This window comes from Paenibacillus sp. J22P143 (genome assembly GCF_059692035.1).
This window is the reverse complement of sequence record NZ_JCAUAQ010000018.1, coordinates 74,499-87,737: the sequence shown is the minus strand read 5'-3', so window position 1 is coordinate 87,737 and position 13,239 is coordinate 74,499. Positions and strand designations below refer to the sequence as shown.

General features: G+C 47.0%; 13 protein-coding genes. 11 read left to right on the top strand and 2 right to left on the bottom strand.

Going from position 1 to position 13,239, the window contains the following annotated elements; all coding sequences use genetic code 11:
- Window positions 1–145: 145 nt before the first annotated feature.
- The 8 genes from AC58PQ_RS21070 to AC58PQ_RS21035 all read left to right on the top strand — a co-directional run bounded on the left by AC58PQ_RS21070 (window position 146) and on the right by AC58PQ_RS21035 (window position 9,858).
- Complete coding sequence (locus tag AC58PQ_RS21070; protein ID WP_436239388.1) at window positions 146–1,432, top strand: adenylosuccinate synthase; 1,287 nt, start codon at window positions 146–148, stop codon at window positions 1,430–1,432.
- Window positions 1,433–1,582: 150 nt separating this feature from the next.
- On the top strand, window positions 1,583–2,257 hold the full coding sequence (locus AC58PQ_RS21065; RefSeq protein ID WP_497244981.1) for a hypothetical protein: 675 nt from the start codon (window positions 1,583–1,585) through the stop codon (window positions 2,255–2,257).
- A gap of 315 nt (window positions 2,258–2,572) precedes the next feature.
- Entirely contained in the window at window positions 2,573–4,132 is a 1,560-nt protein-coding gene (locus tag AC58PQ_RS21060) for a peptidoglycan DD-metalloendopeptidase family protein (RefSeq protein ID WP_497244979.1), read from the top strand.
- 181 nt (window positions 4,133–4,313) lie between these two features.
- A complete protein-coding gene (gene yycF / locus AC58PQ_RS21055; RefSeq protein WP_497244977.1) occupies window positions 4,314–5,033 on the top strand; it encodes a response regulator YycF in 720 nt (239 codons plus the stop codon).
- Window positions 5,034–5,035: 2 nt separating this feature from the next.
- Window positions 5,036–6,871, top strand: a complete 1,836-nt coding sequence (gene walK, locus AC58PQ_RS21050) for a cell wall metabolism sensor histidine kinase WalK (protein WP_497244975.1) — start codon at window positions 5,036–5,038, stop codon at window positions 6,869–6,871.
- Window positions 6,868–8,157 (top strand): YycH family regulatory protein, encoded by a 1,290-nt coding sequence (locus AC58PQ_RS21045; protein ID WP_497244973.1) that lies wholly within the window; start codon window positions 6,868–6,870, stop codon window positions 8,155–8,157. The genes walK and AC58PQ_RS21045 overlap by 4 nt, the downstream gene beginning before the upstream one ends.
- A gap of 30 nt (window positions 8,158–8,187) precedes the next feature.
- On the top strand, window positions 8,188–9,000 hold the full coding sequence (yycI, locus tag AC58PQ_RS21040; protein ID WP_497244971.1) for a two-component system regulatory protein YycI: 813 nt from the start codon (window positions 8,188–8,190) through the stop codon (window positions 8,998–9,000).
- A 57-nt stretch (window positions 9,001–9,057) separates the two neighbouring features.
- Entirely contained in the window at window positions 9,058–9,858 is an 801-nt protein-coding gene (locus tag AC58PQ_RS21035; RefSeq protein ID WP_497244969.1) for an MBL fold metallo-hydrolase, read from the top strand.
- Here AC58PQ_RS21035 and AC58PQ_RS21030 read toward each other — a convergent pair.
- Complete coding sequence (locus tag AC58PQ_RS21030; RefSeq protein WP_056622608.1) at window positions 9,827–10,036, bottom strand: hypothetical protein; 210 nt, start codon at window positions 10,034–10,036, stop codon at window positions 9,827–9,829. The genes AC58PQ_RS21035 and AC58PQ_RS21030 overlap by 32 nt on opposite strands.
- A 214-nt stretch (window positions 10,037–10,250) precedes the next feature.
- Between AC58PQ_RS21030 and AC58PQ_RS21025 the strand changes: the two genes are divergently transcribed.
- The 3 genes from AC58PQ_RS21025 (at window position 10,251) to rlmH (ending at window position 12,428) form a co-directional block, all read left to right on the top strand.
- The gene (locus AC58PQ_RS21025) at window positions 10,251–11,480 is read left to right on the top strand and encodes a S1C family serine protease (RefSeq protein ID WP_497244967.1); all 1,230 of its coding nucleotides are present in this window, start codon (window positions 10,251–10,253) and stop codon (window positions 11,478–11,480) included.
- A 113-nt stretch (window positions 11,481–11,593) separates the two neighbouring features.
- Window positions 11,594–11,761: a CxxH/CxxC protein gene (locus tag AC58PQ_RS21020; protein ID WP_063795715.1), complete on the top strand. Its 168-nt coding sequence runs from the start codon at window positions 11,594–11,596 to the stop codon at window positions 11,759–11,761.
- Between the two features lie 187 nt (window positions 11,762–11,948).
- Entirely contained in the window at window positions 11,949–12,428 is a 480-nt protein-coding gene (gene rlmH / locus AC58PQ_RS21015; protein WP_497244965.1) for a 23S rRNA (pseudouridine(1915)-N(3))-methyltransferase RlmH, read from the top strand.
- Between the two features lie 49 nt (window positions 12,429–12,477).
- Here the strand turns inward: rlmH and AC58PQ_RS21010 are convergent, their stop codons facing one another.
- Window positions 12,478–13,173: a Dph6-related ATP pyrophosphatase gene (locus AC58PQ_RS21010; RefSeq protein ID WP_497244963.1), complete on the bottom strand. Its 696-nt coding sequence runs from the start codon at window positions 13,171–13,173 to the stop codon at window positions 12,478–12,480.
- Window positions 13,174–13,239: the final 66 nt, after the last annotated feature.

Here is a 13,239-nt window from a genome sequence, read left to right as displayed (position 1 = left end):
TAGTTGCATCACCAGAATCGCCAGAGGGAAAGTGCAATGGACGCTGATCGCTTTAGCGCTTTAATGAAGTCCAACTTTCCTCTGTGGTCTTACAGCCATAACGGCTCATTATGGGTGACTTGTCACCGTACGGAGGTAAGTGCATATGTCAACGGTTGTTGTTGTCGGTACGCAATGGGGAGATGAAGGAAAAGGTAAAATCACGGATTTCTTAGCGGAATCTGCTGAGGTTGTTGCGCGTTATCAAGGTGGTAACAATGCAGGCCATACGATCATTATTAGCGGGAAAAAGTACAAGCTGACGATGATTCCTTCCGGTATTTTTTACAGAGATAAAGCTTGTGTGATCGGGAATGGGATGGTTATTAATCCGGCTGCACTCATTGAAGAAATTAATTATATTCATGATAATGGTTTTACAACAACGAACCTGAATATCAGTGATCGCGCGCATGTCATTATGCCGTATCATTTGGTGCTTGACGGTCTTGAAGAAGATCGTAAAGGTGATAGCAAAATCGGTACGACCCGCAAAGGGATCGGTCCTTGTTATATGGATAAAGCAGCACGTAACGGTATTCGTATCGCGGATTTGATGGATGCAGAAGAGTTCGAATTAAAGCTTCGTCGTATCGTTGCTGAGAAAAATGTTTTGATCGAGCAAGTCTACGGTTCGACAGGCCTTGATGTGGAGCCAATCCTTAAAGAGTACCTCGCGTACGCTGAAGTGATTCGTCCCTACGTGAAAGACACTTCCGTAATCTTGAATGAATACATCGACCAAGGCCGCAGAGTGTTGTTCGAAGGTGCGCAAGGCGTCATGTTGGATATCGATCAAGGCACATACCCGTATGTAACTTCTTCGAACCCAACGGCTGGCGGTGTTTGTATCGGTTCAGGCGTAGGCCCGACGAAGATTCACAACATCATCGGTGTAGCTAAAGCGTATACGACACGTGTCGGCGACGGTCCTTTCCCAACGGAATTGGACAATGAAATCGGCGCTTGGATTCGTGAAAAAGGCTTCGAGTACGGCACGGTAACAGGTCGTCCTCGTCGTGTTGGCTGGTTCGACAGTGTTGTTGTGCGTCACGCAAGACGCGTTAGCGGCATCACGGGCTTGTCCTTGAACTCGATCGACGTTCTGACAGGTCTAGAAACGGTCAAAATTTGCACAGGCTACATGTACCGCGGTGAGTTGATTGAGCACTACCCAGCAAGCTTGAAAGCTATCTCTGAGTGCGAAGCGGTATATGAAGAGCTTCCAGGTTGGACAGAAGACGTTTCCGAAGCTCGTACGTTAAGTGATTTGCCGGAGAATGCGAGACACTATGTTGAGCGTGTATCCCAGCTGACAGGTATCCCAATCGCGATCTTCTCCGTTGGCCGTAACCGTGAGCAAACGAATTTGGTTCGTCCTATCTACGCTTAAATCATAGATAAACCAAACAATCCCTTAGGCTGTTTCGCAGCTTAAGGGATTTTTCTTTTTGCTTATAGGGATATAATGGCAAGGTTTTCGTCCATACTGAGAGGAGGAGCATATCTATGCGCAAGTAATGTTAGGAGTGATACAAAGCGAATGAAACTGTTAGCTTGGTTAAGTAAAATCGTCATAAGCACCGTCCTTATTACATCAATTACGATGTTTACAACGTGGTATGTGGTCAACATGTATGTGGAGGATATATTTCGACAATATCAGCTACCAGCTATGGGTAAAAAGATTCAATTTGGTGAATTTACGTCAAGATTGGCGGAAGAGCTGAATATAGTTAAGGGGAAAGACGGGGGGAAGAAGACGGCATTAGGGGAAAACCCAGCAACGACGCCGTCGGCAACTCCTAGTCCCAACCCGTCAGGGGCCTTTCCAAGCCCGAGTTCAAGTCCAAATCCGAATGATCAACAACCTGTAGGCGGTATTAGTTCGTCTGGCGGTGTAGACACATCGACTGTGAATCAAGACGATGCGATAGCCGTAATGGGAAGCGCTCGAACGGAGGAGAGCGAGAAGAAGGAGCTTGTCATGTCCACAGAGGATTTTGCGAAAAAGAAAGAAGCCCTCTCGAGTGATGATAAAATGAAAATATTTTCACTTGTGGTAGCTAAGCTGCCGCAGAATGAGGTGCAGACACTCTCCGCGATCCTAGAAGATGGGATTACAACGCAAGAACTTGAAGAAGTAAACACGACACTCAAGAAATATTTGAGTGATAAAGAGTTAACTCAGTTAACGGATATTTTAAATAAGTACTAAGTTTAGGGAAGTTGCTGACCCATAGATCTTCATCCGTAGCTTCCCAAATATTTTTCATGCCTTTTCGTCATTTCTTGTAAATTGAAGTGCGGGCAAGTTGGGATTTCGAACAAAAAAATAGTCTTTTAGCGGCTTCTTTTGGTGGTGGACACGAATCTATCACATGGTGATCGAGTATTTTGTTGAAATGGGCACAGAAAGTGTGTTAAATTTAACAAAAGAAAGACAACATAATGGATATTATGTCTAATCAAGGTTTATTTATGTATCTACGGAGCAATCCACGGATGCAAAACCGTTCAAAGGGAGAAGATCATGACAGGTTTCAGGGGAATGCGTTTCGTCATGGATCTCATTAAGAGATTCACGCCTAAGCGAGAAAGCTTGACCGGAAATGAATCATTATCAGACAAGCAGCTAGAAGTAGTTCAGCTAGACGAAGTTACGACATCCACGACATTAACGGTTATTAAACGACATAAATGGGCTATTGCACTAGGTGTAGGTGCCATTGCACTTACGGGAGCGATTACGTTCACCGGACATCAGTACGTAGAAGCGGGCATGGACAATGTCTATCATGTGATGCTTAACAACGAAGAAATAGGTATCGTAAGCGACTATAAGATAATTGATGAATATAAGAAGAACAAACCGTTAGATGTACAGAAGAATTTTCCAGATGTTCATGTTGTGCTTAATACAGACGGTATCACCTATACGTCTGAAAGGGCTTACAATAAAGAAACGGATGATTCTGCTGTCATTTCCTCGTTGGATCAATTGCTCGTACCACAACCTGTCGGTGTTGCACTGAAGGTGGATGGCAAGACAATTGCGATTGTGAAGGATCAGGCAACAGCCGATCAAATCCTTAACCAAGTCAGTGAACCATTTACACCCAAAGGGAAAAACAGTGAAAAAGTAGCCGCCTTGTCTACCGGTCTAGGTGAGGATATTTCAACAGCGCCATCCGAGCTTGAAAAGGTGGAATTCGTACAGACGGTCGATAAAGAGGAAGTTCCCATCGATCCTACAGAATTAGCTAAGCCTGAGGATGTTGTGAAGACCTTGCAAACTGGCGATGTTGCACCGGCCAAGTACACGGTGGTTGAAGGCGATTGTGTATCCTGTATTGCGAAGAAATTAGGCATCACGAAGCAATTTATTTATGATAATAATCCAGGCATTCAAGATGATAAGCTTAAGATCGGCAATCAGTTGGACGTTACGGTGCTGAAGCCAACGCTTTCTGTGAAAACGACGGAGAAGATCGTAAAGAATCAGGAGATTCAGTACGATACCGAGTATGTGACAGACGATTCAATGCGTTTAGGCGTGGTCCAGCCGATTTCACCAGGGAAGAATGGTTTGAAGAAAGTAACGATTCAAGTGACCAAGGTTGACGGCTTATTGACGGAAGAACAAGTCGTTAATGAAGAAATCATTGATCAACCGGTCACCGCTAAGGTGAAAAAGGGAACAAAGGTCATTAAAGGTGAAGGTACCGGGAAGTTCGCATGGCCCGTGATTTCGCCTAGTATCTCAAGTACATTCGGTTATCGTTGGGGCAAGCTGCATAAAGGCATCGACATCACAGGTAACAGAAATATTATGGCGGCGGATAATGGCAAAATCGTCGAAACGGGCTACAAATCAGATTACGGCAATTATATTATTATCAATCATTTAAATGGTTATGAGACCTTATATGGACATCTTAGTCAAATCATCGCGAAGTCAGGCACCATTGTCGAGAAGGGCGATAAAATTGGAATTATGGGGAGCACCGGTGATTCTACTGGCGTGCATTTGCATTTTGAAGTGCACAGAAGCGGAAGCCTGGAAAATCCTTTGAAATATTTGAATCGGTAAAAAAAGAATGAGGCAAGGTCGAACCGGACAACTCGGGGGCCTTGTCTCTTTTTAGTTAAATGTATGTTAAAATGAGAAAGAGTATGAAGGAAATAACTGGCTAATACATGGATCTAACTCTGGCAGCTGCGCTCGATTGGGGGATGGCAGTGTCAGTTACTTTATAGTAGGCGGTGGTCGCATGTTTGGAAAAATTCTTGTGGTGGATGACGAACAACCAATTGCAGATATTTTGAAGTTTAACCTGGAGAAAGAAGGCTATCAGGTCATCTGTGCGTACGATGGTGGAAGCGCTGTAGAGCTTGCGTTCTCGGAGCAGCCGGATCTGATCCTGCTTGATCTCATGCTGCCAGTCAAGGATGGCATGGATGTGTGTCGGGAGGTGCGCTCTAAGCTCAATACGCCGATTATTATGCTGACAGCGAAGGATACGGAGCTGGACAAGGTCTTGGGCTTAGAGATGGGCGCAGACGACTATGTGACGAAGCCATTCGGCACCAGAGAGCTTCTAGCCCGTGTTAAGGCACATCTACGCAGACAGACGAAGGTGCAATCGGCAACGAATGAGCCGGAAGCGCAGCGGAACGGGATGCGCATTCATGCGCTGTTTATCGATAATGACATGTACATGGTCTACAAGGACGGAACGCCCCTTGATCTGACACATCGGGAGTTCGAGTTGATTCAATATTTGGCCAAAAACTCAGGCAAAGTGATGACCCGCGAGCACCTGCTGCAAGCGGTGTGGGGATTTGAATATTTCGGCGACGTACGGACCGTCGATGTGACGATTCGTCGTCTACGCGAGAAGCTGGAGACGGATCCAAGCCGTCCGGAGTATATCATGACGCGCAGGGGTCTTGGTTATTTGATGCGCAGTCCTAAAGCCGGAGGCTTCTAAAGATGAAGGGCATCCGCTTCTTTCAATCGATTCAAGCGAAGCTAATTATTATTTATGTCCTGCTGATCCTTATCGCGATGCAGCTGATTGGCGTTTATTTCTATAAGACGGTAGAGACATATTTTAAAAATGATTTCCTAGCATCCCGTAACAGTCAGGTTACGTTGCTTGCTGGCTTCGTTGAATCGTATTTGACGGGGGACCAGGATAGCAAGAATGCGACCGAGGGTAAGAAAACATATGCGGATTTAAATGAATTCGTTAGCAATCTTTTCTCCATTAACAATGCGGAAATTCAAATCATTGATGCAAATGGGAACGTAATCAGCACGTCGGTTCCGAGCCATTTGAAGCAAAAAAATACACAGCCGGAAGTGATTCGGGCGTTGCAAGGGATTAAGGATAATCAGCGGATTCTCACGGATGAGGACGGGTATCGGAAGGTCATTATTGCTAAACCGGTCGGAAGCGGAGCCCGTGTCTTAGGGGCTGTTTATATTATCGCCTCCATGGAGGACGTCTATAAGACCATTCGCTCGATTAACCGTATTCTCATTTCGGGTACGTTGATTGCCTTGGGGTTAACGGCGATTCTCGGGGTCCTCTTAACGAGCACAATTACTAATCCAATTAAAGAGATTACAAGACAGGCGACAGCTGTAGCAGAGGGGAACTTCGATCAGCAGGTCGTCATTCAAGGGACCGATGAGATCGGGCAGCTGGGGCAGACTTTTAATTTCATGATGAATCGGCTGAAAGAGGCGCTCTCACTCAATGAAGAAGAGAAAGAGAAGCTGGCCTCGATTCTAACAAATATGAATGATGGCGTCATAGCAACGGATGATCGTGGCCAGGTCATCGTTCTGAATCGACGGGCGAAGCAGATTCTGCAGGTCGAGGAAGAGACTACGCTCGGCTTGGAAATATCTGAGGTCATTGGGATACCGCTGACGACGATTCGTGAGCTCGTAACGGGGGAAGTGAATACGACCCTGCTGGATATACAGCTTCGTGACGATGAGGACGAGCAGTTGTCGGTACGGATCACATTCACGCCGATTCACCGGAGGGGTGAAGGTCAGCACGGCATCATTGCCGTGTTGCAGGATGTAACGGATCAGGAGAAGCTGGAGCAAGCCAGACGAGAGTTCGTGGCGAACGTCTCGCATGAGCTGCGCACGCCGCTGACGACGATCAAGAGCTATCTCGAGGCGCTAGATGACGGAGCGATCGAAGAGCCGCAGCTCGCGTCGCGCTTCATCAGCGTAACGAGGAGCGAAACCGAGCGGATGATCCGCTTAGTGACGGATCTCTTGCATCTATCGCGTCTCGATTCGAAGCAGTCGATGATGAGCAAGTCCTCGACGCTCGTCAGCGAGATGCTGGAGGAGGTTGCGGACCGATTTTCTTTTCAGCTGCAGCAACGGAAAATTCGAATTGTGTTACACGTGGAACATGGCGTAACGAGCTTACTATTGGATCGTGATAAAATCGACCAGGTGCTCGATAATTTGGTATCCAATGCGATTAAATATACAGGCGATGAAGGTGCAATTCGATTGGAAGCGCGCAAGATTGACAAAGAGATGCTGGAAATCTCCGTTCAAGATAACGGAATGGGGATTCCGAAGAAGGATCTTTCTCGAATTTTCGATCGCTTCTATCGGGTGGATAAAGCGCGTTCTCGCAATATGGGTGGCACAGGCCTCGGTCTGTCCATTGCCCGGGAAATAGTGAAAGCGCATGGAGGAACGATTGCGCTAGAGTCCGAACTGGGACAAGGAACACGTGTCCTATTTACGTTGCCGATTCAGCAAGAAGAGGAGGATGGGGTATGATTGAGAGTTTGAAATCGGTCTTTCTTGTCCTGTTGATTGGGACGAGCTTGTATCAGAGCTATATTCTCGCTTCCTACAGTCCTCCGAAGATTGAGCCGATTAGGCAAAGTAACTATGTCCAGACAGAGACGTTGGGTAAACAATCGGAGCTGGCGGATATGCTTTTTCCGGATCAGCTCATCATTCACCTGGGTAATCAACAGCACTCGGTGCTGTATCCGAACAATTATTACTACACCCGATTGCTAGATAATATTAAACAACGCAGCTTCAAAGGCTTCCGAAAGACGTCGATGTACCTCGTCAATGTGAACTGGGAAGAGGTACGAACGAAGCAGCTAGGTGTGGAAATTCGTTTTCGCGATGCGATACCGTTTACTATTTTGCAGCAGTTGCTCCGAATCGAGGGGGAAATCCCTGTTGATAATGATAAAATTGCGAAAATTTGGATTTACTCCAAGGGGACGAATGATGAGGTTCGTGCGTTCTTTTTTACGGATTCGCCAGGTGTTGGTTATGAGGTCATCGGTGCGGATTTCACAAGTAAGGACGTAGAAAATTTCGTTGCTTATGGGGAACCGACCAATTTATACAAAACAACGAATAGCGGAGATTATTATTTACCATTAAAGCCGTTGCATCTGCCTAACTATACGTTTACGTACACACAGCTCACGGCGGATCAGTTGAAACAAAGTTTATTCGTGGATCCAGGTATCACTCGCTACCTGAAAGAGCGCGATGGTTCTGAGATTTATACGGATAGCAAGCGCGGCTTCCAACTCAATCGAGATCAACGATGGGTTACGTATTTCGATCCTGTGGCACCGGCAGACAGCAAAACCGAGGTGTTGGACGATTTACTGACAGGCATTAAATTTATCAATCAGCATATCGGTTGGGATGGGAAATACATGGTAGCCCGCACGCCGGAAAGACAGCTTATGGACAACCAGACCTTCACATTCCGCCAGTACTATGAATCACTTCCAATTGTAACCGCACAGCCAGAGGGCTTTGGTATCATGAATATGCAAGTGCAGAAAGGTGTTATCTCCGGATTCGAGCGATCCATGGTGATTCCCGATCTGAAGTCGGGGCAACGACGCGAGAACGAGTTGATATCGGGTGAAGCGGTGGAACAACGATTACAGTACTATCAACGTCGATCCAGTATCGTTTCTATATTCCCGGCGTATCGTCCCGTTATCTCAGATAAGACGTTAACCTTAAACAGTGCTTGGGCATTAGAGTTGCGCGATGGTACGTATGATTTTATTGAATAGACAGGATGTCAGGGAAGGGTTGGTGAGATTATGAATTGGAGTAGGGCTAAGACGATTCTGATTGCTTCTTTTTTACTGTTGAATATGATTCTCGGCTTCCAATTGTGGTCCACCAATCGTTCCAATCTAACGGGAACTTCCTTGGATCCATCCAGTACCGTGGAGGATTTGAATCGTGCCCTCAGCAATAAAAATATTCGCCTTACGGGCGAGCTTCCAACGGATCCTCCTAAGTTGAAAGTCATCACGGTGAAATATGATGATAGTATTAAGCCAGGCGAGGAGAAAACGCTCAAAACGCCAATTTACATGAGTGCACTGCTCGGTAAAGGCGCTAGTAAAGAGGTTCAGTCGCTGTCGGAGATTCCAAACTTCGCGATGTATCAGCTAGACTCAGCGATTAGTCGAGACGGAATCTATGTATTTTCGCAATTGTATGGCAAGATTCCACTTTTTGATGTGACGGTCGAGCTGAATGAGAAAAATGGAGAAATTACCAGTTACCGTCAAGCTTTCGTTGAAGTAGAATCAGAGGTAGAACAGACGGAGCAGAAGATGATTTCGGCCCAATTAGCGGTCCGCAGCTTAGTGGACAATTATTTAAGCGATGGCTCCATTATTACCGAGGTTCGGTTGGGGTATCACGGACAACCTTATAATTCGCAAACACAGCCCATGTATCCGCACTGGCGCATAACGATTGATAATGGAGATATTTATTATTTGCAAGCCTTCAATGGCGCGGTGGAGAAGGGGGCTGCGCTTACCCCATTTGGCCTGAAGGGTGATGGAGAGGCATCCACTGGTTCTCCAGCTTCAGGTGCAAAGAACACACCGAAGTAGTAACAGTAGCAAGGAATAACCAACTGGCACACAGGTAGGCATAGAGGAGTAGGGAAGATGGGAATTCGATTTACGGTGTTATCAAGTGGTTCAACGGGGAATGCAACGGTCGTAGATAACGGTGAGGTTAAGCTGCTGATCGACGTAGGCTTCAGTGCGAAGAAGATGGAGCTGTTAATGAAGGAGCGGGAGCTTGCCGCGAGCAGTATTGATGGCATTCTCGTCACGCACGAGCATTCGGATCATATCAAAGGGCTGGGTGCGTTCGCTCGGAAATATGATGTGCCGATTTTTGCGAATGAAAAGACGTGGGTGGAGCTAGATCGCCAGATTGGCGTGATCGCCGAAGGCAACAAGCGGGTGATGGACACTGGCGGTGTACAGGAGTTCGGCACGATGAAGGTGGAATCCTTCGGGATTTCGCATGATGCGGCGGAGCCGGTGGGTTACGTTTTTTATGAAGGGGAACAGAAATTAAGTGTTGTAACGGATCTCGGGTATATGAGTGAAAAGGTGAAGGAAAAGATCATCGATTCGGATGCCTTGGTTCTGGAGACGAACCATGATGTGGACATGCTGCGCGTGGGGCATTACCCGTGGAGCATTAAGCGCAGAATTCTCGGAGATAAAGGACATTTATCCAATGAAGCCGCAGGGGAAGCGCTCTGTGACATCATGACGAATAAGACGAAATCTGTCTATATGGCACACCTTAGCCGTGATCATAACTTAATGGATTTGGCCAGGCTAACCGTGAATAATATAGTACAAGAGCGAGCGCCCGAGGCGAAACAGCTGCGGCTGATGGATACGTATTTTGACCGTTCTACGAAATGGGATGTATTGGATTCGGAGTAAGTGCAGCGTCGAGTTCCTGTGACTTGAGCTGGATTTCCTGTGCGGTGATGAGACCTTTATCAATCAAGACCTGAATGAGAGATGAGAGGACGAGGGACTGGTGATAGTGGCTTTCCTTGAGGTCAGCGAGCTTACCAATCATATTAATTTCTTCAAAATGGGAAGGAATACGGTTCATAGTGGCATTCTCCTTTAAATATGGTCTAGTAAAGTTTCCATACACTCTAGTAATTCGGTAAGAGATTTGGTTTACTATTATTGTAGGCAAGAAGCGAGCGAAACATTCCTATTATTTGCAAAAAACCAATCGCAGGATGACTTGAACGTATCCATGGGTTGAAATAAAGCAAGGCGAGTGTGCTTCAAACCCCGTCAGCGAGGAGGAACCCGAAATGAGTTTGTTTGATGATGATTTTTATTCGACCAAAAGGTCAAGAAGGCGCGAGCCGGTCTGGCGTCCCAAAGGGACAGGGAATTTCACAAGTTTCACGAGCTTTGCTGGTCGAAGACGTTATGTCGCCCTCATCGCAGGGTTCGTCGGGGCATTAGGCATGCTCATCGTGGTAGGGATTGTTCATGCGATTGGAGGCAGTGCTTCGTCAGGCAAGGATCTTGCGATTCCTGTGGTGGCCAAGGCTGATGTACATCCAATGAATAGCAATGACTCGGTTGTTGCAGCGACGGACAGAATAAAACCAGCTGTGGTCAGTGTCATCTCCTCGAAGAAGGACGAAGCCGGCCAAGAAACCGGCATTGGAATCGGATCAGGCGTCATGTTCGCGCGGAGCGGGGATAAGGTTCGCATTGTGACGAATAGTCATGTCGTGGAGAACGGGAATCAGTTTGAAATCGTGAACTTTGAAGGCGAGCATCGTAAAGCTACGCTGGTCGGTCGGGATCGGATTACCGATTTGGCTGTGCTGGAGGCGGATGGCAAAGATGTTAAAGTACTTGCCGAGTTCGGAGACTCCGACAAGCTGCGAGCGGGTGAAATGGCGATTGCCGTGGGCAACCCGCTGGGTCTTGGCTTCGCACCAACGGTGACGCAAGGCATCGTTTCTTCACCGAAGCGGACGATACCTGTCGCGCTTTCACGTGAAGGCACCGATTATGACTGGGAAATGGACGTCATCCAAACGGATGCCGCGATTAACCAAGGCAACAGCGGGGGACCGTTGGTTAATATTGAGGGCAAAGTGATCGGTATCAATTCGATGAAGATCTCGGACACAGGCGTTGAAGGCTTGGGCTTTGCGATTCCCATTAATAGTGTGACTCCGATTATTGATAGCCTGATCAAAGACCATAAGGTGAAACGGCCGTTGATTGGTGTGTCGACGCAGGAGTTGCAAGCTTTTAAAGGGACGGATGTATTAAAGCTGCCTGCAGATGTCAAAACTGGAGTTATCGTCTTCGACGTCTCAGGACCTGCGAAGGAAGCGGGACTGAAGGCGCAGGATGTGATCGTGCAGCTGGATGATCGCAAGATTGATAGCACGATTGGGCTGAGAAAATACCTTTACAATGAAAAGAAAATCGGCGATAAGATCAACGTGGTGTACTATCGCGGCGGGAAGAAGCTGACGACGGTGCTGACGCTGGTGGAGGCGACGGATAAGTAGTTGTGGGGTAGGGTAAGAGGAAAAAAAGGTCAAGAGACTACAAGATTGAGAAACTACAAGATCAAGTGCAAGAAAAGAAATCTACAGAACCGTTGCGGATGAGAGGTACTTACATGCATGTCGTTTGTAAAGATCATGTGGAAATAGCCATAGATGAATTTGTTGATGAATATGAGGAAGCGCCAGACGTGGTGGATTTGCAGAAAACCCACTTCGCCCACTGGGCACCGCCTGAGCATTGCGAGCATTGCCAGTCATTATCACGTTTTCTAATTGTTTGAGGGGGGCCTGAGGGCCTCTTTTTTTTGTGTTTTGAAGGGGAAATAGAAAGTGCTACATGGATAGAGATTTACTAATGAAAACAAACATGGATAGAGAAAAAGAAAGTGACTAAGGAGTCAATTTGGTGCCTTTAAGCAACGAATGGTATGATGGAGAGAATGATTTAGAGAAGAAAGGGGGCACGTCATGCACATACAGATACTGACCGTTGGGAAATTAAAGGAGCGCTATCTCGTGGACGGGATTACGGAGTACGTGAAGCGTCTTGGCCCGTATGCCAAGATGCAGATGATTGAGGTGCCGGATGAGAAGGCACCCGAGAACATGAGCCCTGCTGAGGAGCAGCAGGTGCGGGATCGTGAGGGCGCGCGGCTGTTGGCGGCGCTGCGTCCGGATGTGTACGTCGTGGCGCTGGCCATCGACGGCGAGATGTGGACGAGCGAGCAGCTAGCGAGCTCGCTCGATAAATTGGCCACCTACGGGCGGAGCCAGGTGGCCTTCGTTATTGGGGGCTCGCTGGGGCTGTCCAGCGAGCTGCTGCGCCGTGCGGATATGCGGCTGTCCTTTGGCCGCATGACGCTGCCGCACCAGCTGATGCGGCTGGTGCTGGTGGAGCAGATTTATCGCGCGATGCGGATCAATCGGGGGGAACCGTATCACAAATGACGCAAATTATTGCATTCATCGATTTGGATCAAAAAGGTTGCCCAATCCTTTACACCATCTGATCCAACTCCAAAGGCAAAAAGGCATATTCTCCATTCTTAATAATCTCACATTTACGCACGGGAATACGATGTTTGAAAATGGGACCATCTATTACTGTGGTATGGAACTCGCCACCTTCCCCACAAGGGTCAATACCTCGAGATTCAAGTTCCTTCACATACTCATGGGTTATCGTTCGTCCTAGATCTTCTTCTCGCATTCCTAATGATAAATTTACAGTCACAAGTATCGTTATAAATCCTAGGTTTATGAACTCTTCGATAACTTTACGATGATCCATTTCCCATAGAGGCATCCCAAGCTGTAATCCAGCATTTTTCGTAACCTTGTCATGCCAGCAACCGTGAGCAGGCATATCCAAGTCTCCTGTTACTAACACCTCTGCTCCTTGATTTTTTGCATTTTCCAAAAGGCGCATAAATACTTCTTCATAATCAGTCCAACTTGCAGCTGCGGTATAGACAGGCAAACCTATAGAATCAGCTTGAGCACGTATGAGCTCTGGAGGCATTCTATGGGATCTAGAGAATTGCCCTTCTTCTTCCAGCATGACGATCAGTCCAACTGCTTCTCCAATCTTCATTGCTTTGTATAGAGCTAGGACGCTGTCCTTTCCTCCGCTGAAAGAAGCTATAAATTTATGCCCGCGAGCGTTATTTTTCCAATCTGTAACTAACGTCATACTATCGTTCTCCTTTGTTATAAAATAAGTGAGATTCTTTTAATTCTATCACGAGTTCCCCTGGAA